This is a genomic window from Mucilaginibacter conchicola (genome assembly GCF_003432115.1).
Classification (GTDB): domain Bacteria; phylum Bacteroidota; class Bacteroidia; order Sphingobacteriales; family Sphingobacteriaceae; genus Mucilaginibacter; species Mucilaginibacter conchicola.
This window is the reverse complement of record NZ_QWDC01000001.1, coordinates 2,094,373-2,117,945: the sequence shown is the minus strand read 5'-3', so window position 1 is coordinate 2,117,945 and position 23,573 is coordinate 2,094,373. Positions and strand designations below refer to the sequence as shown.

At 43.6% G+C, this 23,573-nt stretch carries 24 protein-coding genes; 13 read left to right on the top strand and 11 right to left on the bottom strand.

Features of this window, described 5'->3' with window-relative positions:
- The first annotated feature begins 27 nt into the window (after window positions 1–27).
- From D0C36_RS09540 to pyrH, 8 genes are all read left to right on the top strand, one after another.
- Window positions 28–1,053 (top strand): aldo/keto reductase, encoded by a 1,026-nt coding sequence (locus D0C36_RS09540; protein ID WP_117391290.1) that lies wholly within the window; start codon window positions 28–30, stop codon window positions 1,051–1,053.
- 84 nt (window positions 1,054–1,137) lie between these two features.
- Window positions 1,138–2,181 carry a toxin-antitoxin system YwqK family antitoxin gene (locus D0C36_RS09535; protein ID WP_147321973.1) on the top strand — a complete coding sequence of 348 codons (1,044 nt, stop codon included), beginning with the start codon at window positions 1,138–1,140 and terminating at the stop codon, window positions 2,179–2,181.
- A gap of 170 nt (window positions 2,182–2,351) precedes the next feature.
- Window positions 2,352–2,789, top strand: a complete 438-nt coding sequence (rplM, locus tag D0C36_RS09530) for a 50S ribosomal protein L13 (protein ID WP_117391288.1) — start codon at window positions 2,352–2,354, stop codon at window positions 2,787–2,789.
- A gap of 29 nt (window positions 2,790–2,818) precedes the next feature.
- Window positions 2,819–3,205, top strand: a complete 387-nt coding sequence (rpsI, locus tag D0C36_RS09525; RefSeq protein ID WP_117391287.1) for a 30S ribosomal protein S9 — start codon at window positions 2,819–2,821, stop codon at window positions 3,203–3,205.
- Window positions 3,206–3,226: 21 nt separating this feature from the next.
- Window positions 3,227–4,063 (top strand): 30S ribosomal protein S2, encoded by an 837-nt coding sequence (rpsB, locus tag D0C36_RS09520; RefSeq protein ID WP_117391286.1) that lies wholly within the window; start codon window positions 3,227–3,229, stop codon window positions 4,061–4,063.
- A gap of 92 nt (window positions 4,064–4,155) precedes the next feature.
- Window positions 4,156–5,007 carry a translation elongation factor Ts gene (gene tsf / locus D0C36_RS09515; protein WP_117391285.1) on the top strand — a complete coding sequence of 284 codons (852 nt, stop codon included), beginning with the start codon at window positions 4,156–4,158 and terminating at the stop codon, window positions 5,005–5,007.
- A gap of 129 nt (window positions 5,008–5,136) precedes the next feature.
- Window positions 5,137–6,258, top strand: coding sequence for an N-acetylglucosamine-6-phosphate deacetylase (gene nagA, locus D0C36_RS09510; RefSeq protein ID WP_117391284.1), 1,122 nt, complete (start codon window positions 5,137–5,139; stop codon window positions 6,256–6,258).
- Between the two features lie 50 nt (window positions 6,259–6,308).
- A complete protein-coding gene (gene pyrH / locus D0C36_RS09505) occupies window positions 6,309–7,013 on the top strand; it encodes a UMP kinase (RefSeq protein ID WP_117391283.1) in 705 nt (234 codons plus the stop codon).
- A 163-nt stretch (window positions 7,014–7,176) separates the two neighbouring features.
- On the opposite strand, the gene D0C36_RS09500 is transcribed toward pyrH, so the two are convergent.
- From D0C36_RS09500 to D0C36_RS09465, 8 genes are all read right to left on the bottom strand, one after another.
- Window positions 7,177–7,902, bottom strand: a complete 726-nt coding sequence (locus tag D0C36_RS09500; RefSeq protein ID WP_117391282.1) for a DUF4197 domain-containing protein — start codon at window positions 7,900–7,902, stop codon at window positions 7,177–7,179.
- Between the two features lie 72 nt (window positions 7,903–7,974).
- On the bottom strand, window positions 7,975–8,982 hold the full coding sequence (locus D0C36_RS09495) for an inorganic phosphate transporter (protein ID WP_117391281.1): 1,008 nt from the start codon (window positions 8,980–8,982) through the stop codon (window positions 7,975–7,977).
- A 3-nt stretch (window positions 8,983–8,985) separates the two neighbouring features.
- Complete coding sequence (locus D0C36_RS09490) at window positions 8,986–9,636, bottom strand: DUF47 domain-containing protein (protein ID WP_117391280.1); 651 nt, start codon at window positions 9,634–9,636, stop codon at window positions 8,986–8,988.
- A 51-nt stretch (window positions 9,637–9,687) separates the two neighbouring features.
- Window positions 9,688–10,752, bottom strand: a complete 1,065-nt coding sequence (locus tag D0C36_RS09485) for a sensor histidine kinase (protein WP_117391279.1) — start codon at window positions 10,750–10,752, stop codon at window positions 9,688–9,690.
- A gap of 49 nt (window positions 10,753–10,801) precedes the next feature.
- Window positions 10,802–11,326 carry a YceI family protein gene (locus tag D0C36_RS09480; RefSeq protein WP_117391278.1) on the bottom strand — a complete coding sequence of 175 codons (525 nt, stop codon included), beginning with the start codon at window positions 11,324–11,326 and terminating at the stop codon, window positions 10,802–10,804.
- A gap of 36 nt (window positions 11,327–11,362) precedes the next feature.
- Complete coding sequence (locus D0C36_RS09475) at window positions 11,363–12,685, bottom strand: carbohydrate porin (RefSeq protein ID WP_117391277.1); 1,323 nt, start codon at window positions 12,683–12,685, stop codon at window positions 11,363–11,365.
- Between the two features lie 32 nt (window positions 12,686–12,717).
- Complete coding sequence (locus tag D0C36_RS09470; protein ID WP_117391276.1) at window positions 12,718–13,362, bottom strand: HD domain-containing protein; 645 nt, start codon at window positions 13,360–13,362, stop codon at window positions 12,718–12,720.
- Window positions 13,363–13,421: 59 nt separating this feature from the next.
- Complete coding sequence (locus tag D0C36_RS09465) at window positions 13,422–13,661, bottom strand: helix-turn-helix domain-containing protein (RefSeq protein WP_117391275.1); 240 nt, start codon at window positions 13,659–13,661, stop codon at window positions 13,422–13,424.
- A 327-nt stretch (window positions 13,662–13,988) separates the two neighbouring features.
- Here D0C36_RS09465 and D0C36_RS09460 point away from each other — a divergent pair, with 327 nt between their 5' ends.
- From D0C36_RS09460 to D0C36_RS09450, 3 genes are all read left to right on the top strand, one after another.
- Entirely contained in the window at window positions 13,989–14,228 is a 240-nt protein-coding gene (locus D0C36_RS09460) for a bacteriocin (RefSeq protein ID WP_117391274.1), read from the top strand.
- A 75-nt stretch (window positions 14,229–14,303) separates the two neighbouring features.
- Window positions 14,304–15,512, top strand: a complete 1,209-nt coding sequence (locus D0C36_RS09455; RefSeq protein WP_117391273.1) for an HlyD family secretion protein — start codon at window positions 14,304–14,306, stop codon at window positions 15,510–15,512.
- The gene (locus D0C36_RS09450) at window positions 15,502–17,763 is read left to right on the top strand and encodes a peptidase domain-containing ABC transporter (protein WP_117391272.1); all 2,262 of its coding nucleotides are present in this window, start codon (window positions 15,502–15,504) and stop codon (window positions 17,761–17,763) included. The genes D0C36_RS09455 and D0C36_RS09450 overlap by 11 nt, the downstream gene beginning before the upstream one ends.
- A 322-nt stretch (window positions 17,764–18,085) precedes the next feature.
- Here D0C36_RS09450 and D0C36_RS09445 read toward each other — a convergent pair whose 3' ends face one another.
- Together D0C36_RS09445 and pdhA are read right to left on the bottom strand one after the other, a co-directional pair.
- Window positions 18,086–19,765 (bottom strand): dihydrolipoamide acetyltransferase family protein, encoded by a 1,680-nt coding sequence (locus D0C36_RS09445; RefSeq protein WP_117391271.1) that lies wholly within the window; start codon window positions 19,763–19,765, stop codon window positions 18,086–18,088.
- A gap of 118 nt (window positions 19,766–19,883) precedes the next feature.
- Window positions 19,884–20,879, bottom strand: coding sequence for a pyruvate dehydrogenase (acetyl-transferring) E1 component subunit alpha (gene pdhA / locus D0C36_RS09440; RefSeq protein WP_117391270.1), 996 nt, complete (start codon window positions 20,877–20,879; stop codon window positions 19,884–19,886).
- A 464-nt stretch (window positions 20,880–21,343) separates the two neighbouring features.
- Between pdhA and D0C36_RS09435 the strand changes: the two genes are divergently transcribed.
- Together D0C36_RS09435 and D0C36_RS09430 are read left to right on the top strand one after the other, a co-directional pair.
- Window positions 21,344–21,937 carry a C40 family peptidase gene (locus D0C36_RS09435; protein ID WP_117391269.1) on the top strand — a complete coding sequence of 198 codons (594 nt, stop codon included), beginning with the start codon at window positions 21,344–21,346 and terminating at the stop codon, window positions 21,935–21,937.
- A 66-nt stretch (window positions 21,938–22,003) separates the two neighbouring features.
- The gene (locus D0C36_RS09430) at window positions 22,004–23,137 is read left to right on the top strand and encodes a CapA family protein (RefSeq protein ID WP_117391268.1); all 1,134 of its coding nucleotides are present in this window, start codon (window positions 22,004–22,006) and stop codon (window positions 23,135–23,137) included.
- Here the strand turns inward: D0C36_RS09430 and D0C36_RS09425 are convergent.
- Entirely contained in the window at window positions 23,134–23,319 is a 186-nt protein-coding gene (locus D0C36_RS09425) for a hypothetical protein (RefSeq protein WP_117391267.1), read from the bottom strand. The genes D0C36_RS09430 and D0C36_RS09425 overlap by 4 nt on opposite strands.
- Between the last annotated feature and the right edge of the window lie 254 nt (window positions 23,320–23,573).

Genomic DNA, 23,573 nt, shown 5'->3' with positions numbered 1-23,573 from the left:
TACCCGTTTACTATAAAAAAACACGCTATGAAATACAAATTGCTGGGCCGCTCGGGCCTTAAAGTATCCGAACTTTGTTTAGGCACCATGGGCTTTGGCACCGAGGCCGGCTGGGGCGCTGATGCCGATACCAGTTTCAAAATTATGGATGCATACGCTGAAGCTGGTGGCAATTTCCTGGATACGGCCAACATCTACAAACTGGGCACCAGCGAAAAGATCATCGGCGATTACCTGAGCAATCATGACCGCGATCATTTTGTAGTAGCTACAAAATATACCCTGAAAGATAACCAGACCAATGTTAATGCCAGCGGGAACAGTCGCAAAAACATGATGCGCAGCGTTGAGGAAAGTTTGAAACGCTTAAAAACAGATTTCATGGACGTGCTTTACCTGCACATCTGGGATGATATCACCCCAATTGATGAAGTGCTCCGCGGTATGGACGATCTGATTCGACAGGGTAAGGTCAATTACGCCGCCATAAGCGATACACCCGCCTGGGTAGTAGCCAAAGGCAATACCCTTGCCGAGTTAATGGGCTGGAGTCAGTTTATTGCATTGCAGGTGGAATATAGCCTGCTTGCCCGCACCGCCGAGCGAGAGCTGATCCCGATGGCCAAACACTTCGGTATGACGGTTACGCCTTGGGCACCACTTGCAGGCGGCGCACTCACCGGTAAATACCTCAAAGGCGAAAAGGGGCGCATCAAACCGGAAAGCAAACGTTTGAACGAAAAGGCTGAGCAGATTACCCGTGTAGTAATGGAAATTGCCGGGGAGCTTGGCGTATCAGAAAGCCACGTTGCCCTGCAATGGACAATGAGTAAAGGTTTCCAGTGCATTCCAATCGTAGGCGCTACTAAAGTAGATCAGCTAAAAGATAACTTGAAAACCGTTGATGTAACACTATCACCAGAGCACATCGCCAAGCTTGATGAAGCCAGCAAAATAGAGTTAGGCTTCCCCGGCGATTTCTTTAATGAGGATGCCGTGAAAATGAATTCGTTCGGCGGGTTTTATGATAGGGTGGAGAAGCGAAATATTTAATATATTTAGCTTCAAATAAAGATTTTGAAAAAGTTAATTGTTTTTTTATTCTTCATAAGTGTGCAAGGTGTAATTGCACAGGATATGCCCAACACATTTAAGTTTGCTGATGTAGCAGAAGTATACGGCGCCGATTCTGTTAAGGTGTGGTATAGCAAATCAGGTGTAATTTATAATTCACAGTGTGCGGATTACTATAGAGTAGGCAAACTCGATCCGCAAAACATAGGTTTGGTTGGTGAGTTCAAAGATTATGATCTGCAGGGGCACCTCTTGTATAAAGCTTCCTATTTAAACGGTATGTTAAACGGAATAGCGGCGTTTTATTATCCTAACGGGAAAACAATGGAAACCGGGAAATACGAAAACGATGCCCGTGTTGGTATATGGCGATATTATTATGAGAATGGCATTGAAGAGAAGGTCTTAAACTTTGAAGCAGAAGTACCAACCATCTTGTCATATAATGATGAAAAGGGTAAAGCATTGCTTGTTAATGGCGAAGGACAATACCGCGGATCCTTTAAACAATGGGGATCTACCACACCTTTTGCAATAAGCGGCCATGTTACCAAAGGGAAAATGGACGGGGAATGGAAGTTTATGAACACGCTTACATCAAAAATTCTATCTATTGAGGTTTTTAACGACGGGAAATTTTCTAATGGTTTTGCTCCGCCGGGTAGCCCGCGATATGTATACAATGACCAGTCGAAAATCCAACTTTCGGGATTCTACGGGCAGGAGCAGCTAAGGTGGGACGAAGGCATATCAACTTGCCCCGGAAGCCCTTACACCGTTCCAACAGTAGGGCCTAAATCACTTAAAGAGGGTTTTTATATCCCGCTGATCAAAGATATAGAAGCGTATTCTACAGAGAAAAAGCAGTGGGTTATGGTTGGGATAACTTTTGATGGCCTAAAAAAAGTTAAAGACGTTATTGTTTACTCATCCATAGATGATGTGAAAATGGAGCAGCACATTAACAATTACATCAGGCAGATAAAAACATGGAAAGCGGGTTCGCAAAACGGGAACGCCCAGCCATTATTTTTTACCCTTAATATTGATAATACGCTTGAAGAAAAGGTTATTATTCCGGCAGAGTACCGTTGGCGAAGCAATTAATGCCTTACAGAGAGCATGCAAATACATCACATCCTTTCAATATAATATCATCCTGTTTTACTCATTTCATAAAACCTTTAAAACATTTGTAAATTAAACAATTAAGCGTATCTTTGCAGTCCCGAAAATGCGGGGTTTACAAAAACGTTTAATTATTTAATTTAAAGCAAGTGAATACGTTAAGTTACAAAACTGTCTCAGCCAACAAGAAAACCGTTAATAAAGAATGGGTTGTTGTTGATGCAAACAATGAGATTTTGGGGCGCTTGTGTACTAAGATCGCTATGATGATCAGAGGTAAACATAAGCCAGGGTTCACCCCGAACGTAGACTGCGGTGATAACGTTATCGTTATTAATGCAGACAAGGTAAGACTGACAGGAGACAAATTTGCTACCAAGCAATATGTTTCTTACACTGGTTATCCAGGTGGTCAGCGTTTCATTTCTCCTAAGGAGTTAATGGCAAAACATCCAGAGCGCGTAATTGAAAAAGCGGTTCGTGGTATGTTACCTAAAAACCGTTTGGGCCGTGCTATCTATGGCAACCTGCATGTTTACGCTGGTGCCGAGCATCCACACGCAGCTCAAAATCCTAAAACCGTTTAACTTTTTATTTTTAAAGGAGAAAAAACACAATGCCAACAACTAACACTTCAGGCAGAAGAAAAACAGCTGTTGCCCGCATCTACTTAAGCGAAGGCAATGGTGCTATTACCGTTAACGGTAAAGATTACAAAGAATACTTCCCTACTTTGCCTTTACAATACATTGTTACCCAGTCTACAGAAGTTTCTGGCTCAACTGGTAAATATGATGTATTAGTAAACGTAGCAGGTGGTGGTGTAAAAGGACAGGCAGAAGCCGTTCGTTTAGCTATCGCTAAAGCCATTGTTGAACTGGATGCTGAGAAAAAACCAGCTCTGCGTGCTAAAGGTTTAATGACACGTGATGACCGTATGGTTGAGCGTAAAAAACCAGGTCGTAGAAAAGCTCGTAGAAGATTCCAATTCAGTAAACGTTAATATCAAAGGAGGACACAAACAATGGCAAGAACAACATATCAGGACTTACTGGATGCAGGTGTACACTTTGGTCACCTTACCCGCAAATGGGATCCGAAAATGTCTCAGTACATTTTCATGGAGCGCAACGGTATCCACATTATCGATTTAAATAAAACATTAGCAAAGGTTGAAGAAGCCGCTGCTGCTATCAAACAAATAGTAAAATCAGGCCGCAAAGTATTATTCGTAGCTACAAAAAAACAAGCTAAGGATATTGTTGCCGAGCAAGCAAAAAGCGTAAACATGCCGTTCGTAACCGAACGTTGGTTAGGTGGTATGTTAACTAACTTTGCAACCGTACGTAAGTCGATCAAAAAGATGTCAAACATCGATAAATTGACTAAAGACGGTACTTACGCTATCCTTTCTAAAAAAGAGCGTTTGATGATACAGCGTGAGCGTATCAAATTAGAAGCCCTTTTGGGTGGTATTGCTGATTTGAACCGTTTACCTGCAGCATTATTTTTGATCGACGTTAAGAAAGAGCACATTGCAGTATCTGAAGCTTTAAAGCTTAACATCCCAACTTTTGCGATGGTTGATACTAACTCTGACCCATCTAACATCGACTTCCCTATCCCGGCTAACGATGACGCTACAAAATCAATTTCATTGATCACCGGCATTATCATCAAAGCTATCGAAGAAGGTTTAGATGAGCGCAAACGCGAGAAAGAAGACGAAACTGAAAAAGAAGCAGCTGCTGCTAAAGCGAAAGCTGACGCTCCTGAAACTACTTCAGGTGGCCGTGGCGCAAAAAGAGTAGCCGAAGAAGCTGAGGCTGGTACTCCAACTGCTGAATCTACAGAAGAGTAATATTATTTTGAAGTTGGAAGGTTGCAAGGTTGGAATGTTTTAATGTTTCAACCTTGTAACCTTTCAACTTTACAACATTTAACATAAAAACAATGTCTACAGTACAAATTTCTGCATCAGACGTAAATAAACTGCGCCAGCAAACTGGTGCGGGTATGATGGATTGCAAAAAAGCTTTAACTGAAACCAACGGTGATTTTGAAGCTGCAATTGATTACTTAAGAAAAAAAGGCGCTAAAGTTGCTGCAAGCCGCCAGGATCGTGAATCAAACGAGGGTGTTGTTATTGCACGTACTTCAGAAGATGGCAAACGTGGTGTGATCATCGAGCTTAACTGCGAAACCGACTTCGTAGCTAAAAACGCTGAGTTCGTTGCTTTTGGTAACGAGATCGCTAACGCTGCTGTACAAGCTAACCCTAAAACTCTTGAAGAACTTAACGCTCTTGAAATTGACGTTGAGAACTCACGTGTTAAAATTGGCGATGCTACTGTTGACAAAACAGGTAAAATCGGCGAAAAGATCGGCGTATCTAAATACGAAGTTCTTGAAGGCGAAAAAGTTGTTGCTTATATCCACGGTAACTTCCGTTTAGCAGTATTGGTAGCTTTAAACAAAGATGCTAATGGTGTTGACGAAGCCGGTAAAGATGTTGCAATGCAAATTGCTGCAATGAGCCCTGTTGCTGTTGATAAAGATGGTGTTGACTCAACTACTATTGAGCGTGAGTTAGCTATCGCTAAAGATCAGATCCGTGCAGAAGGTAAACCAGAAGAAATGGTTGAGAAAATTGCTGCAGGTAAACTGAACAAATTCTACAAAGACTCAACTTTATTAAACCAGGAGTTTGTTAAAGATTCTTCTAAGAATGTTAGCCAGTTCCTTGATACTGTTGAAAAAGGCCTTACCGTTACCGCATTTAAGCGAGTTGCTTTAGGAGCTTAATCATATTATCCCCCTCGTTTTAACGAGGGGGATTTTTTTTGCTCTTATATTTTTAAGGGTTTATAGAGACGCAATACTTTGCGTCTTTTTGTACGAAATAACAATTGCGCAATCATAAACGGGGACACTATGATAACAGCACTTCACAATCTCAAACTCATCACCAACGGCACCATCGCCGCAGGCAAAGCCGTTTTAATTGAAGACCGGTCTATAAAGGCCATAGTTGATGAAAATAACATCCCTGCTGATGCTGACAAGAAAGACCTGAACGGCGCTTACCTGGCACCAGGTTTTATCGACCTGCAGATCTATGGCAGCGGCGGTAAACTTTTTGCCGGCAAGCCCGAGGTAGCGGCATTGCAACGCATGGAAGACGACCTGCTAAACCAAGGCACTACCGGTTTCTTTGCTACCATAGGCACCAATACCAATGATATTGTTGAAACGGGGATAGATGCTGCTAAAGCTTATCGTGAAACAGCCCGCGGTAACTTCTGGGGCTTACACCTCGAAGGGCCTTATTTGAATGCCGCTAAGAAAGGTGCCCATCCAGAGAAGTTCATTAAGAAGGCAACACTTGCCGAAGTGAAAAGCTGGATAGAGAGGGCAGAAGGTGTTATCTCGATGATCACCATTGCGCCCGAGCTGCAGGATCAGGAAGTGATAGATTATCTGCACGCGCAGGGCATTATCCTGTCATCAGGCCATAGCAACGCTACTTATAAGCAAGGCAAGGGGTTTTTAAATAAACCCATCCCCGCCGTAACGCATTTATTTAACGCCATGCCACAGATGCACCACCGCGAACCGGGTTACATCCCCGCCATATTTGAGGAACGCCCGTACACCAGTATTGTAGCCGATGGTAACCATGTGGACTGGCCGATGATTCGCCTTGCTAAACGCGAACTGGGCGATAAGTTATTCCTGATAACTGATGCAGTTACCGCAGCAACAGAAGGTGCCTACCAGCACCGCCTTGAAGGCGACAAATATGTAATGCCCGATGGTACTTTATCCGGCTCGAGCTTAACCATGCTGAAGGCGGTGCAAAACTGCGTTGAAAAAGCAGGCATAGGTCTGGCCGAGGCTGTAAATATGGCTTCGTTGTATCCGGCGCAGTTAGCAAAAAAAGAAACTAAAGGTAGCATACGTGCCGGTTTTGATGCTGATCTCATCATCTTTAATGCTCAGTTTGAGCCCATTGCTACCATATTACAGGGTAATTATTTAACCATTACCACATAAAATTTTAACAATACCATTTATTATCTATTTTTGATAAATCTTCCGTGTAAATGAAATACAAAAGAGTCCTTCTAAAGCTTAGCGGCGAATCGCTGATGGGTGAACGCCAGTATGGTATTGATAATAAGCAAGTTCTGCAATATGCGCAGGATATAAAAGCCGTAAAAGATCAGGGAATTGAGATTGCTATTGTTGTTGGCGGTGGTAACATTTTCCGCGGGTTAAGTGCCGAAAAATCGGGCATGGAACGCGCACAGGCCGATTATATGGGCATGCTGGCTACCGTTATCAACTGTATGGCTCTGCAAAATGCACTGGAAAGCATTGGTGTGGAAACCCGCCTGCAATCGGCCATTAAAATGGAGCAGATCTGTGAGCCGTACATCCGTCGTCGTGCTATGCACCATCTGGAGTGTGGTAAAATAGTGATATTTGGTGCCGGTACCGGTAACCCGTATTTCACTACGGATACTGCAGCATCATTACGCGCTATAGAGATCAAAGCAGACGTTGTACTGAAAGGTACCCGTGTTGATGGCATCTATACCGCCGACCCAGAGAAAGACCCTACAGCAACCCGTTACGACGAGATCAGCTTCCAGGAAGTTTACGACAAAGGTCTAAACGTAATGGACATGACCGCCATTACCCTTTGCCAGGAAAACAAACTGCCTATCATCGTTTTTGATATGAACAAAGAAGGCAACTTCATGAAAATAGCCGAAGGTAACCCGATAGGTACTTTGGTGAAGTAATTCTTGAAATTATAAACAAGAAAGCCTCAGCGAAATGCTGAGGCTTTCTTGTTTATAGCCTACACGTCATTGCGAGCGTAGCGTGGCAATCCCCTCGCGTTTATATACATGCGACGAGATTGCCACGTCGCTGTCGCTCCTCGCAATGACATATTTATATCTCTTACTTCTTATTCCTATCATAATAACCAAATACCTTTTGCAGTAGCGGCGTACTACGTGCTGATAGGTTTTGGCGGATATTCAATTCTTCTTTAGCGATAACGGTAAACAGGCCTGCAATAGCTTTCTGCGTTACGTAGTCGCTGATGTTAGGGTTAACCTTTGTTACCAGTGGTATCTTGTTATAAGCAGCAGCGGCATCGCCATAATATTTAGTAGCGCCAACCTTATTTAAACTGCCTTGTATAATAGGTTTAAAGTTGGCTGTTAGCTGCGCGGTGGTAGTACGCTCAAAATACTGCGTAGCGGCGTCCTGCTGGCCTAACAGGATGTTGGTGACATCTTGTATGGTCATCTGCTTAATAGCATTTACAAATACCGGTTTAGCCTGCGATGCGGCATCTTCTGCTGCGCGGTTAAGCGATAGGATAACATCATCAGCCAGTTTACTTAAACCTATGCTGCGTAGTGTCTTCTCCACCTTCTGTGCCTCGGGCGGGAAAAGGATCTTAACGGCTGCATTCTTAAAGAAACCATCAACGGCCGATAACTGATCTGAGCTTTTGCCCGTACCCAGCTCAAGCGCTTGTTTAAGGCCGTTGCTTATTTCCAGCTGGGTTGGGTTGCCATATTGCTGTACGGTAGTTTGTGCAACCTGGTTAAGGGTATCACAACTGCTAAGCCCAATGAAGAGGAAAGGAAGAGTAAGTAGAATTATCTTTTTCATGGTGGTGTAAAAGCAAAATTGCTGCCAACAAGTGGCAGCAATTTTTATGTTTAGTTTTGAGTGTGTGCTCTTTTATATATGCCTTACCAGGCAGAAGGTTAAACCGGCAATTAAGGCCGACATAGGGATGGTAATGATCCATGCCCAAACCAGGTTAATGGTAACGCCCCAACGCACGGCAGATACACGCTTAGTTAAACCCACGCCGATAATTGAACCGGTAATGGTGTGCGTGGTTGAAACCGGGATAGCAAAGTGCTCTGTAATGAACAGGGTAATGGCACCCGCGCTCTCCGCAGCAACGCCCTCAAGCGGGGTGATCTTGGTGATCTTGCTGCCCATGGTTTTAACGATCTTCCAGCCACCAGACATGGTCCCCAATGATATGGCAGAGTAACAAGCCAGTGGAATCCACTCAGGCATTTCGGCACCACTGTGGATTATTTTGGCAGCTACGAGGCTCACGTACAAAATACCCATTACCTTTTGTGCATCATTTGTACCGTGTGCAAAGCTTAATGCAGCTGCAGATAATAACTGCAGGCGTTTAAACCAGCGCTCGGCTGTGGCAGGCTTGGCCTTCTTACAAATATGCAAGATGATAATAGTAACAATATATGCTATTATAAGACCGATAAATGGTGCCAGTACAATGTAGGCAATGATCTTTATTACATAGTATGAGTTAACTGCAGACATGCCATGTTTGCCTAAGAACAATGCATTGGTGATACCTGCACCGGCAAAACCGCCAATAAGCGTATGCGACGAGCTTGAAGGAATACCAAACCACCAGGTAATTAAGTTCCAGCTGATGGCGGCAATAAGACCTGCAAGTACCACATGAAGGGTAATAAACTCTTCCTGTACGGTTTTTGCAACCGTGTTGGCTACCTTATGGTCTTTTATAAAAAAGTATGCTGCAAAGTTAAATACTGCGGCAAGCAGAACCGCCTGGAAAGGCGTTAGCACCTTGGTTGATACGATAGTGGCAATAGAGTTGGCCGCATCGTGGAAACCATTGGTGTAGTCAAACAAAAGCGCAAGTACAACAACAGCAACAAGTAGGGTAGTAACCATTACTTACGCGTTTTTGATTAATATTGATTCCATTACGTTAGCAGCATCTTCGCACATATCTGTTGCAGTCTCTAACGCAGCTAATATCTCTTTGTATTTTATTAAACGGATAGCATCTGTTTCGTACAGGAACAGGTCGGCAACGGCGCGGTCAAATACATAGTCGGCCTGGTTTTCAACGCTGTTAATGCGGATACAAGAATCTGCAATGGCGCGCACGTTACGCAGGTCTTTCAACTCGCGTACAGCTTTCTCCAGGTCGTTGGCAGCCTGCAAGATAAGCTCAGATAATTTTTTGATGTGCTCGTTATAATCGTCAATTTTATACAGGTTCATGCGGTTAGCAGCGCCGTGTATATAATCGGCAATATCATCAATGGCGGTAGCCAGTGTGTGGATATCCTCGCGATCAAACGGGGTGATGAAGTTTTTACCTAATTCAAGATAAACCTGGTGGGTTAGCTCGTCGCCTTTGTTCTCCAGTTTATCAATCTGCCTGAACAATTCCTCGCGGGTGGCAGGGTTATTTGAGTTAACTGCCTCAACCAAAACGGTTGACATAGCTACCACATTGCTTGCTGCTTGTTCAAATAAGGGGAAAAAGGTTTTTTTGTCCTTTGGTACAAAGTACTGGAAAATACTGTTAAGTGACATCTTTACTTCTTAAAATTTCAGTAAAGGTACGGTTAGTATGTTAAGTTAATGTTAACTTTTTAACACAGGAATATTGGGGAATGGCAGAGTTTGTTTTGCCATTTCCAATGTAAAACCAAAAGTAGATCCCAGTCCCTCGGTACTGCGTACGCTGATGGTTTGCTGGTGTGCTTCGATAATGTGTTTTACGATGGCCAGGCCCAATCCCGAGCCGCCAATTTGCCTTGAGCGGCTGCTATCCGTACGGAAAAAGCGCTCAAATAAGCGTGTAAGATACTTTTCTTCAATACCGATGCCGTCATCTGTTACCTCTATCAAAACCTGGTCGTGCAGGGTAAAAATGCTTACCGCGGTGTTGCCGCCATCTTTCCCGTACTTAAACGAGTTATCAATAAGGTTAACCAACACCTGGCGTATTTTTTCGCGGTCGGCGTTAACAAACAGGGCGTCGTCGTATTTTTGTTTAAACGTTAATTTAATATTGTGCTGTTTGCTCTTTAACTCCAACGACTCGAAAACCTCTTTTATCAGGTCGTTTATTTTGAATTTGGTGTAATTGATAGGGATCTCGCCGCTTTCCAGTTTCGAGATCTCATCAAGGTCATTGATCAGATAGCTGAGACGGTCGACATTTTTTGAAGCCTTCTCCAAAAATTGGGTCGCCATCTCCCTGTCTTCAAAGCCATCATCCTGCAAAGCTTCGATATATCCCTGGATAGCAAAAAGTGGGGTTTTAAACTCATGCGAGATATTTGAAAGGAAATCGCGACGAAATTTCTCCTGTCTTTTCAGGTCATCAATCTCGGTCTTTTTAAGGCGGGCCCATTCTTTTACTTCCTTCTCTACATCGTTGATGGGGTCGGCACTGATATGTTCGCCAAGGGCATCGCGCAGATCGCGGCCAAGCTTAAGGTTGTGGATAAGCTTGTAAATGATCTTTATTTTTGAGTAGATGTATTTCTCTATCAGGTAATAAAACACCAAATAGCTGGTAATGAAGGTAACCAGGAAGGTTATCATCATATCATACCATTTGTGCTGAAAGTAGTAGTTAACTGCCGATAAGGTGATGGCAACGGCGGCAGCGTTTATTAAAATGAGAACGCGCAATTTCATAGCCTTAAAGTTAAATAAAACCGCGCGTTGCAATATTAAAATATCGTTATTATTTTGCTGATTCGGCTTCGATATTGATGGTAACCTCGTCGCTCATGGTCATGCTGTTGCCGCCAATGCCAAAATCTTTACGGTTTATCTTAAAGCTACCTTTAAACAAATGCCCGCCGCTGATGGCTGCATAGCTAAAAGGCACCTCAACCACTTTGGTTTTATCTTTAATAGTAAGGTTGAACACACCCACAAAACTATTCCCTTTTTTCTGGAACGATGTTGAACTCATGGTGATCTTTGGATATTTGGCTACGTCAAAATAATCCTCGTTTTTAAGATGATTATCGCGCATGGTATTATCCGTGTTGATGGATGCTGCCTCGGCTACAGCCTCTATTTTGCTGCTGCCTAATTGGGCCGGATCAAACTGAACCGAAGCCTGTGCTTTATCAATAGTACCGCCGGTTTTAATGCCAAGGTTTTTTAACTCGAAACTGATCTTAGATTTTGTAAGGTCGGTTTGCGCAAAGGCACCGGTGCTTGCTAATAATAACAGGAAGGCTGCAAAAATATTTTTCATGTGCTGATAGGACTGATTATATATTAAAGGGTTTAATTAAAATTCAACGTGTGCGCGTAAAGAGAATACGTTCACCGGCCCGCGGTCGCGGTTGTAGCCGGGGTTGGCTATAAACTGGTAATCGGGCGAGAGCCAAACCATGTGTTTGTAAGCGTTCACTTTGTAGTAAAGCTCGGCTATTAACTCTGATGAATAGTTTAATTTACCATCGCCAAGCATAAAACCGTAGCCGCCTGCTGCCAGGTAATCGCGGTGATCTTTTGAGATGCCGTTACCTACAAATGCCAGGCCTATCTCATCATCTCCGCGATGCCATGAGGTACCTTTAAGCGTTGCACCCAGGCTGATGGAACGATCTATCTCCGTAAACGCCCATGTCTCGGTTTTGCCGTCGTTATAACTGGCTTTGGCAAATACACCAAAATCCTTTGTAAGATACTGATCAGCACTTATCCCGAAACCATACTTGTGACGACCGTAAGCCTGCGTAGCATCTACATCGGGTACATTGCCTGTTGTTGCCTGGTTAATAGCATCACGGTAGATACCCATTTTACCATTGTTGCGGAAAGCCATTAAGCGTACGGTTCCCTTTTGATCGATATTGCCAAGTGTATAGCGTTTCTCAAACTCCAGGGTCTGCGTATTAGCACGGCCAATGCGTTGGTCCCAGATAGAGCCGTTGGCCGTAGTGGTGGTCATAGTGTAACCAAAACGCAGGGCCCAGGTTGGCTGGCCAAACTCGGCCACGGCACCAAATACGTAGCCGCGGGTATTGGCGGGATAATCCCAGGCGGCGTTATCCATTAAGCTCCAGTTCATGAATTGTGAGCGGGCATCATGGCTAAACTCGTTGCCGTCAAAAAAATCGGCCATGCCAAACTTACCAACGGTTACTTTAAAGTAGCGTTTGCTTTTCCAGCCGGCCAACTGGTTCACATCATCGGTAAGATATTCCTTATCATTGCCCCACTCAAAATTTTGGGTAAAGTATAGGCGGGCAATATAAATCTTAGGTTCAGCAGCACCTACGCGGAAGGTTTCGCCGTTTGGAAAGCCGGCTATGCCCAATGTTTTGCTCAAACCCGATCCGCCCGACACCTCGGTATTGAAATAGCCTTCCATTCCCTTCCATAAACGGGCGCCCCCAAATAAAGTAGTGGTTAAAGATGTTTGTGTTTCTTCGCCGGTAACTAAGCTATTATCGCCGCTGTATTTAGCGCTAAAGGCAGGTTTGTATTGCGTGATAACCGTTTGCTGGAAATGCAAGTTAACACGCTGGGTTTTCAGATTATCCTGCGCCGAAGATACTTTAGCAAGAAACAGGGGTATTGCCGCTAATAGCAGGGGTTTCTTCATGATGATATGAACGTGGTAAATTATGCCTTATTTCAGGATACTTCGCTGTAAAACTGCTCAAGAAACTGCTCCATAAAGATATGTCTTTGCTGTGCCATTTGCTTACCCGTTGCAGTGTTCATTTTATCTTTCAACAATAGTAGCTTCTCGTAAAAGTGGTTAATGGTAGGTGCAGTAGTATTCTTGTACTGCTCTTTGGTCATGTTAAGATCGGGTTTGATATCCGGGTTAAATATCTCGCGCCCTTTATGGCCGCCGTATGTAAAAGCACGGGCAATGCCAATGGCGCCAATGGCATCCAGGCGGTCGGCATCCTGTACAACGGCAAGTTCATTTGAGCGGAAGGTAGCATTATCAAAACTTGCCTTAAAAGACATGTGCCTGATGATTAGCCCTACGTGTTTAACAATGGCAGCATCAACATTAATACTATTCAAAAATTTTGTGGCAGTTGCAGGGCCTATCTCTTCATCCCCGTTGTGGAATTTACTATCGGCAATATCATGCAGCAGGGCCGCAAGCTCAACAGTAAGCTGGTCGCAATCTTCTGTTTGCGCAATATGTTTGGTGTTTATCCAAACGCGTTGGATGTGCCACCAATCGTGGCCGCCCTCGGCATTTTTTAAAGTTTCCTTTACAAAATCTACGGTGCGGTCAATAATTTCCTTGTTCTCCATATTTGCATCTGTGGGATGACGCAAATATAGGCAACAAGTTTTGTTGGGTTAAGACTTTATTAAGCTGCTTCGGCTTTATTAGGGTTTATGAGGTCGGTAAGCTCGCTCTCCAGTATATCAGCTATCTGGAACAGGCGCTCAACTGTTATTTTAGTATAACCAAGCTCAATTTTGCTATAAGCATTCTGCGAAATATTTAGCTTTGCAGCCAAGTACTCCTGCGTGTAATTTAAATCTTCGCGCCTTTTGCGAATGTTGGTCGCAACGGCTTTTACTTTGTGGTTCAGCGTAGTATTCATTGTGAAAAATTGTGCAATGCGAATACTAACGTAATTTTTCTATTCTTGGATTTTAAAAAAATACATTTTAGGTTAAAATATTTTCTTAGTTACGTTTTTTAACCTCGGCTACGCGCGTTTAACGTGAGCGTTAACGAAAATCGTATTATCTCTTCACAACCCCACCGAATAACTTATCCCGCTTGGTTGTGTTATAGCAAAGCCTTTTTGGCACGCATGGCACGGTACGTGTTACTTTATTGGGCAGAACCGGTTCTGATTTACATTAAATAAGGATAGGCCGAAAACCTTTAAAAGAGTAGGCATTAATACTTAAATAATCATACTATGAAAATGCAAGAATTGAATGAGAAAGAGTTAATGGAAGTTAACGGTGGTGGCCTTTTAGGCTTAGGTGGTAACGACTCATCGTCACAAAGTGGCCTGGCAGGTGGCCTAAGTATAGGTAACCTGTTATCGTTTTCTAACCAAACACAAGACGGTGATGAGTCGAGCTCAACCAGCTTCTCATTAGGTAATGGTATAGATGCCAGCTTACAACAGCTAACCAAAAGCATCTTTAGCTAAGCTAAACTGTTAATTCCGAATAAATAGCGAAGGCCGCCAACAATGGCGGCCTTTGTTATGTTGTGAAAATACTAAATGACAGATAGCAACAAGAACATATTCCCTGCTGAAATTGCTGAATACTCTGCAGAGTACCACTTTCAGCAAAACCATACTAACACCCTCATTATTTACCAGATAGTGGTGGGGGCAGTGGTTGTCATTTTTATTTCGTTGTTTTTGATAAAGGTTGATGTGAGTGTTAACAGCGCCGGTATTATCAGGCCCATAGGCGAACGCGATGAGGTAAAATCTCCTGTGAGTGGCCGGGTTGATTCTGTTTTTATTCGCGAGAACCAGCATGTAACGGCGGGGCAGGTTTTAGTAAAAATAAAGTCAGAGATGCTGCAGAACCAAAACTCGTTGGTAAGCAGCCAGCAACAGGAATACCAGAACGAGCGCGAAGACCTTGATAAATTGGTAGCCATGAGTAAAGGTTCGGACCTTAGCAGTTATCCCGAATTGAAATCATCTATGTACAGTTCTCAGTTTAAATTGTACTGGCAAAAGATAAAACAACTACAAGTGCAGTACGCTGCCGCCGGTCGCGAGTTTAACCGCTACCAATACCTGTACAAGAACCATGTGCTATCGGCCTCAGAATACGACAAAGTACGTTTAGATTATGAGACAGCCAAAAATGAATTGCAGGTTGGTTTTGAAGGGCAGCGGAGCCAATGGCAGGCCGAACGCACTGCCCTCAATATAAAGTTACAAGAACTGAACGCCCAACAGAACGACTACAGCCAACAAAAAGATTTTTATACCCTTAAGGCCTCCGTAACCGGCACCGTGCAGGAATTTAAGGGATTGCAACCCGGAGCATTTGTGGCCGCCAATGACCAGGTGGCCGAGATATCGCCTGATTCTGGTATGATAGCCGAGAGCTATGTATCGCCAAAAGATATTGGGCTAATACGCGTAGGCACTAAAGGCAATTTCCAGATAGATGCCTTTGATTATAACGAATGGGGGATGGTAAAGGGTCAGATAGTTTCTATCTCCAGCGATATATCTAACAGTAACGGACAGGCTTTTTTTAAGGTACGGTGCAAGTTGGAGAAGAATGCCCTGAAGCTAAAAAATGGCGTTAAAGGCAACCTGCGCAAAGGAATGACCTTGCAAGCCCGTTTCTTTGTAACCCGCCGCAGCCTGTTCCAATTACTGCACGATAAAGCCGACGACTGGCTGAACCCTAACGTACTCTCTAATCAAAAACCGCAAAAAGCAGCCAATGGAAGTTAAGAAAACCACCTGGCTGGCAAAGCTTGCGGCTAAGTTTACCAGCAAACGCGACAACAAGAAAATAAAAATAAAACAGCATGATATTACCGACTGTGGTGCGGCTTGCCTTGCATCTGTTTCGGCTTTTTATCATTTGGATATGCCTATTGCCCGTATTCGCCAATATGCGTCAACGGATCAAAAGGGCACCAATATTTTAGGCTTGATAGAGGCTGCAACTAAACTCGGCTTATCTGCCAAGGGCGTTAAAGGCCCGTTTGAGAGTTTGTTTAAGATCCCATTGCCGGCCATTGCGCATGTGGTTATCCGCAACCTGCATCATTATGTGGTGATCTATAAAGCCACGCCCGAACATATCCAGGTGATGGACCCATTGGATGGGGAAATGCACGAAATACCGCATGAAGAATTTAAAAAAATCTGGTCGGGCGTGTTGGTATTGCTATCGCCGGGCGAGATGTTTGAGGCCGGCTCGGAGAAGATATCTGTAGAGCGCCGTTTCTGGTTCCTGTTAAAACCGCATAAATCTGTACTGATACAAGTACTATTTGGCTCGGTAGTGTACACTATAATGGGCTTAGCCTCATCGATCTTCCTGCAAAAGATAGTAGATAATGTTATCCCCGGCGAAAACCGCAACCTGCTTAACCTGATGGGAATGATCATGGTGTGCGTGTTGTTTCTGCAAGTCATCATCAACCACTCCAAAACACTACTCACTATAAAGACCGGCCAGCAGATTGATGCCCGCCTCATATTGGGCTATTATAAACACTTGCTGCGCCTGCCCCAAACTTTTTTTGATACCATGCGCGTGGGCGAGATCATCTCCCGTATAAACGATGCGGTGAAAATCCGTTTGTTTATCAACGAGGTGTTGATCGGTTTTTCGGTAAACTTCTTTATCCTGATCTTTTCGTTTGTGTTGATGTTTAGCTACTACTGGAAGCTGGCGCTCATCATGCTGGCCATAATCCCACTGTACGGTATCATCTTCTATTTCTCTAACAAAGTAAACAAAACCACGCAGCGCAAGCTGATGGAAGACAGCGCAGATTTGGAAACCCAACTGGTAGAATCGGTTACAGCTATCAGCACCATTAAACAGTTCGGGTTGGAGAATTATACCAACCTGCGTACCGAAACGCGTTTTGTTACACTGTTAAAAACCATTTATAGATCAAGTACCAACTCGTTGTGGATCGGTAACAGCAGTAGTTTGGTAAGCAGTATGTTCACGGTGATACTGCTTTGGGCAGGAGCAGGCTTTGTTTTAGACAGCTTGATCACTCCCGGCGAGTTGCTATCCTTTTACGCCATCATTGGCTACTTTATGGGGCCGGTTGCAAGCCTTATCGGGATGAATAAAACCGTGCAGGATGCGGTTATAGCCGCCGATCGCCTTTTTGAGATCGTTGACCTTGAGCGTGAAGAGATAACCAACAAAACAGAACTAACGCCCGATATGATTGGCGATATTCGTTTCCGCAGCATCAGTTTCAGGTATGGCAGTCGCGCGCAGATCTTTAATGATTTTAGTTTGACCCTTCAGAAAGGCCAAACCACCGGTATAGTAGGCGAGAGCGGCTCTGGCAAGACTACCTTACTGGCTTTGCTGCAGAATTTGTATCCGCTGCAATCAGGCAGCATTATGTTTGGAGATTATGATATAAAATATTTTACTAACGAGAGCCTGCGCCGATTGGTGAGCGTAGTACCACAGCAAGTACACCTGTTTGCCGGCAGCGTATTAGAGAACATCGCCGTTGGCGATTTTGAGCCGGATATGAAAAAGGTGATCTCCATTTGTAACAACCTTGGCATTACTGATTTTGTAGAGCAACTGCCCAATGGTTTCAATACTTACCTGGGCGAGAATGGCAGTAACCTTTCAGGCGGCCAGCGCCAGCGACTGGCCATTGCCCGCGCCCTTTACCGCGATCCGGAGATACTCATCATGGATGAGGCAACATCGGCTCTTGATTCCACCTCAGAGAAATTCATCCAGAAGACTATTGGCGAACTGCGCGAACAAGGTAAAACTATCCTGTTGATAGCCCACCGCCTCAGCACTATTATGGATGCCGATTGTATCATAGTGATGAAAGATGGCAAAGTACTTGAGCAAGGCACCCATCAGGAACTCATCGATAAGAAAGAAGCCTACCTTAATTTATGGGAGCAGCAGTTCCCTGTTTTGAAACAGGAGAAAGCGGTGAGAGGGAAGAAGATTGTGGAAGAGAATGAGTAAATATAAGTCAACCACGGATTTGCTCACACAATTCGTGATGTAAATCCCGACATGTTATAATCTATAAAGCTATGTCATTTCGAACGAACGATAGCGAGGAGAAATCTTCTAAGATATAAACGCCGCGCGTAGAGGATTTCTCGTCGCCCTTTTGCACATACCTGCCCTGCTGCTCGCTCGAAATGACATGGTTGTTATTGTCGCCCCCATTCACATTCTGTAAGTAGGCCGCTTCCGAAAATGCTTTAAAACAAAAAAGCGGCGAGATCAACTCGCCGCTTTTTATCTTAAGACTTCGGACTCAAGGCTTTCGCCTTAAGACTTATATCAACAGCCTTACAGGCTCTTCTAATAACGCTTTAAGGGTTTGCAGGAATGCAGCACCTGTTGCACCATCAACCACGCGGTGATCTGCGCTTAGGGTTACTTTCATGATGTTACCCGGAACTACTGCACCGTTTTTAACAACCGGTACCGCCTGGATACCGCTAACAGCAAGTATACAAGCGTTTGGTGTGTTAATGATAGCAGTAAACTCGTCAACACCAAACATACCTAAGTTTGAGATAGTGAAGGTTGAGCCTTCCATTTCTGCAGGTTGTAATTTTTTAGATTTTGCTTTGCCGGCAAAGTCTTTTACTTCGGCAGAGATATGGCTTAATGATTTGCCATCAGCAAATTTCACAACCGGTACCAATAAGCCCTCGTCAACTGCAACAGCTACACCAATGTGTACGTGCTCGTTGGTACGAATTTTATCACCAAGGAATGATGAGTTGATAGCAGGGTGCTGGCGCAGGGCAACAGCAACAGCTTTAACAACAAAATCATTGAATGATATTTTAACCGGAGCGATGTCGTTCATTTTAGCGCGGGCTGCAATTGCCTGGTCCATATCGATAGACATGGTAACATAGAAATGCGGCGCGGTGAACAAGCTCTCAGATAAACGGCGGCTGATAGCCTTACGCATCTGCGTAACAGGTCTTTCGCTGAATTTCTCTTCGCCGGTAAAGGTTGGCAGAGTGATAGGCGCTTTATCAGCAGCAGGAGCAGATGCGCCTTGTGCAGCCGGAGCGCTTTCAGCTTTTGCAGAAGGGGTAAAGCCTTCAACATCTTTTTTGATGATACGGCCGCCATCGGCAGAACCTTTAACATCATTTAAGTTGATGCCTTTTTCTTTAGCTATTTTACGTGCTAATGGCGACGCTTTTACACGGCTGTCATCAGCAGTTGAACCTTCGTTTGAAGAAGCTGCAGCGGCAGGAGCAGCATCAGCAGCAGGTTTTTCTTCCTGTGCAGGAGCAGCCTCAGCAGCCGGAGCGCCATCAGCAGGTGCGTTTAATAAAGGAGTTACATCGGTACCCTCTTTACCAACAATAGCAATAATATCGTTTACTTTAGCAGCTTCGCCTTCTTTAACACCAATGTACAGCAGTGTGCCGGCTTCGTAACCTACAACTTCCATTGTAGCTTTATCAGTAGCAACATCAGCTAATGAATCATCAGCTTTAACTTTATCACCAACTTTAAAGTTCCATTTTTCAATGGTACCTTCGGTCATGGTATCGCTAAGCAACGGCATGCGGATAACCGTAGCCGGGATGCTTGACAGGTCTACTTTTGCAGCGGCTGGTTTAGCCTCTGCAGCAGGAGCTGGTTTTTTATCTTCAGTAGCAGCAGGTTTTTTGTCTGCAGCTTTTTCTTCTTTAGCAGGGGCGGCAGCAGAAGCTTCGCCATCTAAAAGTGCTTTATAATCTTCACCTTCTTTACCCAATACGGCAATAACGGTATCAACCGGGGCAGCGCTGCCTTCCTGTATACCTATATACAGCAGTACACCATCCTGGTACGATTCAAAATCCATGGTGGCTTTATCGGTTTCTATCTCGGCCAAAACATCGCCAGATTTTACCTTGTCGCCAACCTTTTTATGCCATTTAGCTACCACACCTTCGGTCATGGTATCGCTCATTTTCGGCATTTTAACTACTTCAGCCATATATTTTAGTTAATATAGAGTTATTGAATTAATGAGTTATTGATTATTGAACAATGATATTATGCTTAGCGATTTAATTCAGTAAATCAGTAATTCATTAATTCAACCATTCAAATAATTAGTCGCGGATGTAAGGGTAATCCTGTTGAACATAAACATCAGTGTATAGTTCTGATGCCTCTGGCCACGGTGATTCCTCAGCAAATTTCACAGACTCTTCAACCTGTGCTTTTACTTTCGCTTCTATCTCTTCAAACCATTTCTCATCAGCATAGCCATTTTTCTCGATAGCAAGTTTTGTTATCTCGATAGGGTCTTTGGCTTTGTAGCTTTCAAGCTCTTCTTTGGTGCGGTATTTCTGCGGGTCGCTCATTGAGTGGCCTTTGAAACGGTAAGTACGCATTTCAAGGAAGGTAGGGCCTTCACCACGGCGGGCGCGTTGTACAGCCTCATCCATTGCATTGTGTACCGCAACAGGGTCCATACCATCAACCGGTGATGAAGGGATACCATAAGGTAAGCCCAGTTTATAAATATCAGTTTGTGCAGTAGTACGCTCAACTGAGGTACCCATTGCATAACCGTTGTTTTCGCAAATGAAAATAACAGGCAGTTTCCAAAGGGCAGCCATGTTAAAGGTTTCTGTTAAAGCACCCTGGCGAACGGCACCATCACCCATGTAGGCAATGTTTACGTTATCGGTACCTTTAAATTTCTCGGCGAAAGCGATACCTGCACCCAGTGGAACCTGGCCGCCTACAATACCGTGACCGCCGTAAAAGTGGTTCTCTTTATCAAACATGTGCATTGAACCGCCTTTACCTTTTGAACAGCCGGTAGCTTTACCGTACATCTCGGCCATAATGGCGTTTGGTGATGTACCTTTTGCTAAAGCGTGGGCGTGATCGCGGTAAGCGGTGATCATGCTATCCTCGTGGCGGATAACAGACATGGCACCAGCTAAAACAGCTTCCTGACCGATGTATAGGTGACAAAATCCGCGTATTTTTTGCTGACCGTATAATTGACCGGTCTTCTCTTCAAATTTACGCATCAGTAGCATAGACTCGTACCACATCAGGTAGGTGTCTTTAGTTATTTCGATTGAACTCATTTAATAAATAAAGTTTCTATGAGAAAGTGCAAATCTAATTATATCCTGCAAATAACCGAAACTGCAACGAATTTGTTGTGCAAAATTGACACTTTGCGTGGTTGTGACGCAATGCCGCCGTTTGTTATTTTACCGTAACACAAAATATCCTTTGGATTATAAGCGCTTACCTCGTTTTACGATTGTGTATTAGCAAATAATTGCACAATAATCTTTTCATAAAAAAATTATGCGTGCATATTAAAAGTGCGAATGTAAGATTTATGATTTACATCAATAACCTTTGCAATATTTTTACCGTACAAAGAGAAAAGTTAACGAACGTGTAAAAATATTTACTTAAACGATTTTCAAATATAATTTGGATAATTGGTTTAATTGGATAGTTTTGTACCCAACAATAGACATACTGTCCAGTTTAAGAAACATTTGTCGTCCTAATTAGACAAATACAAAGTGATTAAATGAAGAAATTTACGATTGCTATTGCACTATTTCTGAGCGGATTAGCAGCTCAGGCCCAAACAAAAAGCGTTCCAACCCAGGCAGCAGCTGAAGCCGCTGAGCAAGAAAGTTTAGCTAAAGATTACCTCTCTCAAATTATGGGTGTTGCGGCTTCTGCAACCTCAAACATGAAACTTTTTCACTTTGTGTATGATTGGATAGGTACTCCTTACCGTTTTGGTGGCAGTTCTCGTAAAGGTATTGATTGCTCTGCGTTTACAAAGCAATTGTACAGCGATGTATTTAACATGTCTATCCGCCGCAGCTCACGCGATATTTTCAGCATGGTGAGCCCGGTAGGTAAAGATGATCTTAAAGAAGGTGATCTGGTATTCTTTAAAATTCACAGCCGCAGCATATCGCACGTAGGTATTTACCTTGGCAATGGCAGGTTTGCACACGCTTCATCAAAAGGTGTGGCCATCAGCAACCTGGACGAAGCTTATTACAGCCGTTATTTTTATAAAGGCGGCCGTATATTAGATTCATTTAAAAACGAATTTTCTGCTTCAGCATCATCTGATGAGAAATTCGATGAAAAGCCGACTAACTAACTAAATACACCTAAATTGAATTCCGGATCCTTTCATTCATTTGGAAGGATTTTTTTATGCCCTTACATGAACATCAGGTTCTACATATATATAATTATTGTCATGGTCATTTCGGCCTGCGGCGATGCATCACACAGTAAAAAGGCGGTTATTGCTGACGAACCGGTTGCCGAAGCCCCGGTGAAACAGGATACCATAGTTGCCGAACCTGACAGAGTAATTAATGTTGCCGCCGTTGGTGATATTATGCTGGGCAGCTCTTATCCCGATTCATCGGGCATTCCGCCCGATAGTGCCCGCGGGACATTTAAGTATGTGATAAAAGACCTGAAGAATGCCGATATAGCCTTTGCCAATTTAGAAGGCGTATTACTGGATACCGGTGCACCAGTAGGTTATAAACTCAATTTTAAACATAAGCCATACCTTTTTCGTATGCCCGAGCGTTTTGGCGGTGTTATAAAAGATGCCGGCTTTAATGTATTAAGCGTTGGCAATAACCACTCTAATGATTTTGACCTGGCAGGAAGGAAAAGCACCATTAAAGTATTAGATAGCCTGGGCATTAACACCGCAGGCTTTAAAAGCCATCCCACAAAAACATTTACAAAAAATGGTGTGCGCTATGGTTTCTGCGCTTTTTCGCCAAATGCACAAACGGTATCATTGCTGCAAACCAAGGCCGCTCAAGAATTGATCCGTGATCTGAAAGCTAAAAGCGACGTAGTGATCGTATCCTTCCATGGTGGTGGCGAGGGCGTTGGTTATGAGCATGTGATAGATACGGTAGAGATATTTAAGGGCGAGAACCGCGGCAACCTTAAAAAATTTACCCACGCTGCCATTGATGCAGGCGCCGATCTGGTACTTGGCCACGGCCCCCACGTAACACGCGCGATGGAGTTGTACAAGAACCGCCTGATAGCTTATAGCCTCGGCAATTTTGCTACCTACAAGGGCGTAAGCGTAAGTGGTATCTGCGGGTTGGCTCCACTGCTAAAAGTGAAAATGAATAAGAAGGGTGAGTTTTTGAGCGGGCAGATATGTTCGTATCGCCAAGATCATTTTGCGGGTGTAAAGCCCGATACATTGTTCCGCGCATCGCGCAAGATAAAAGAACTTACTGCTGCCGATTTTTTACAGCCCGGCATCAGCATATCTGATACCGGGACTATTGTTCCTTTAGTTGCTGCGAATTAAGCCTCGTCTTTGGTGTTTTTGATCAAACTGATACCGGTAGAAAAGAATATTATCGAAATAACACCTATTACAATTAAGGTTGTGGCAGCACCTGTATGCTGTATAATTTGTACGCCTGTATAAATAAGCCCCACTATACCCAATACGGTTAGTATAGTGCCGAATGTGCGTTTTAAGTTCATTTTTTGTTATAGTTAATGTAATGTTATCATGCATTAACTAAATTTCACTACACATTGTTTTATAAGGATTTACGTTGCGTTTGTATTTTTATTTATCATAAATATGTAACTTTCTCCCATCTCCACGTATCATTTTCCAAAAATTGAACGTTAGAGATGGTGTAAGTGCCTCGCATTTACATTGTGATAAGGTTTAGGTTGAAAGTCCCCTGGCAGCGAGTGCCGGGGGCTTTTATTTTATAAGCCTTTTTTTA

Bases quoted from the DNA above. Each gene is read 5' to 3' on its own strand.
- D0C36_RS09540 (WP_117391290.1), top strand. From the start codon at position 28: ATGAAATACAAATTGCTGGGCCGCTCGGGCCTTAAAGTATCCGAACTT.
- D0C36_RS09535 (WP_147321973.1), top strand. From the start codon at position 1,138: ATGCCCAACACATTTAAGTTTGCTGATGTAGCAGAAGTATACGGCGCC.
- rpsI (WP_117391287.1), top strand. From the start codon at position 2,819: ATGCCAACAACTAACACTTCAGGCAGAAGAAAAACAGCTGTTGCCCGC.
- rpsB (WP_117391286.1), top strand. From the start codon at position 3,227: ATGGCAAGAACAACATATCAGGACTTACTGGATGCAGGTGTACACTTT.
- tsf (WP_117391285.1), top strand. From the start codon at position 4,156: ATGTCTACAGTACAAATTTCTGCATCAGACGTAAATAAACTGCGCCAG.
- nagA (WP_117391284.1), top strand. From the start codon at position 5,137: ATGATAACAGCACTTCACAATCTCAAACTCATCACCAACGGCACCATC.
- pyrH (WP_117391283.1), top strand. From the start codon at position 6,309: ATGAAATACAAAAGAGTCCTTCTAAAGCTTAGCGGCGAATCGCTGATG.
- D0C36_RS09500 (WP_117391282.1), bottom strand. From the start codon at position 7,902: ATGAAAAAGATAATTCTACTTACTCTTCCTTTCCTCTTCATTGGGCTT.
- D0C36_RS09495 (WP_117391281.1), bottom strand. From the start codon at position 8,982: ATGGTTACTACCCTACTTGTTGCTGTTGTTGTACTTGCGCTTTTGTTT.
- D0C36_RS09490 (WP_117391280.1), bottom strand. From the start codon at position 9,636: ATGTCACTTAACAGTATTTTCCAGTACTTTGTACCAAAGGACAAAAAA.
- D0C36_RS09485 (WP_117391279.1), bottom strand. From the start codon at position 10,752: ATGAAATTGCGCGTTCTCATTTTAATAAACGCTGCCGCCGTTGCCATC.
- D0C36_RS09480 (WP_117391278.1), bottom strand. From the start codon at position 11,326: ATGAAAAATATTTTTGCAGCCTTCCTGTTATTATTAGCAAGCACCGGT.
- D0C36_RS09475 (WP_117391277.1), bottom strand. From the start codon at position 12,685: ATGAAGAAACCCCTGCTATTAGCGGCAATACCCCTGTTTCTTGCTAAA.
- D0C36_RS09470 (WP_117391276.1), bottom strand. From the start codon at position 13,362: ATGGAGAACAAGGAAATTATTGACCGCACCGTAGATTTTGTAAAGGAA.
- D0C36_RS09465 (WP_117391275.1), bottom strand. From the start codon at position 13,661: ATGAATACTACGCTGAACCACAAAGTAAAAGCCGTTGCGACCAACATT.
- D0C36_RS09460 (WP_117391274.1), top strand. From the start codon at position 13,989: ATGAAAATGCAAGAATTGAATGAGAAAGAGTTAATGGAAGTTAACGGT.
- D0C36_RS09455 (WP_117391273.1), top strand. From the start codon at position 14,304: ATGACAGATAGCAACAAGAACATATTCCCTGCTGAAATTGCTGAATAC.
- D0C36_RS09450 (WP_117391272.1), top strand. From the start codon at position 15,502: ATGGAAGTTAAGAAAACCACCTGGCTGGCAAAGCTTGCGGCTAAGTTT.
- D0C36_RS09445 (WP_117391271.1), bottom strand. From the start codon at position 19,765: ATGGCTGAAGTAGTTAAAATGCCGAAAATGAGCGATACCATGACCGAA.
- pdhA (WP_117391270.1), bottom strand. From the start codon at position 20,879: ATGAGTTCAATCGAAATAACTAAAGACACCTACCTGATGTGGTACGAG.
- D0C36_RS09435 (WP_117391269.1), top strand. From the start codon at position 21,344: ATGAAGAAATTTACGATTGCTATTGCACTATTTCTGAGCGGATTAGCA.
- D0C36_RS09430 (WP_117391268.1), top strand. From the start codon at position 22,004: ATGAACATCAGGTTCTACATATATATAATTATTGTCATGGTCATTTCG.
- D0C36_RS09425 (WP_117391267.1), bottom strand. From the start codon at position 23,319: ATGAACTTAAAACGCACATTCGGCACTATACTAACCGTATTGGGTATA.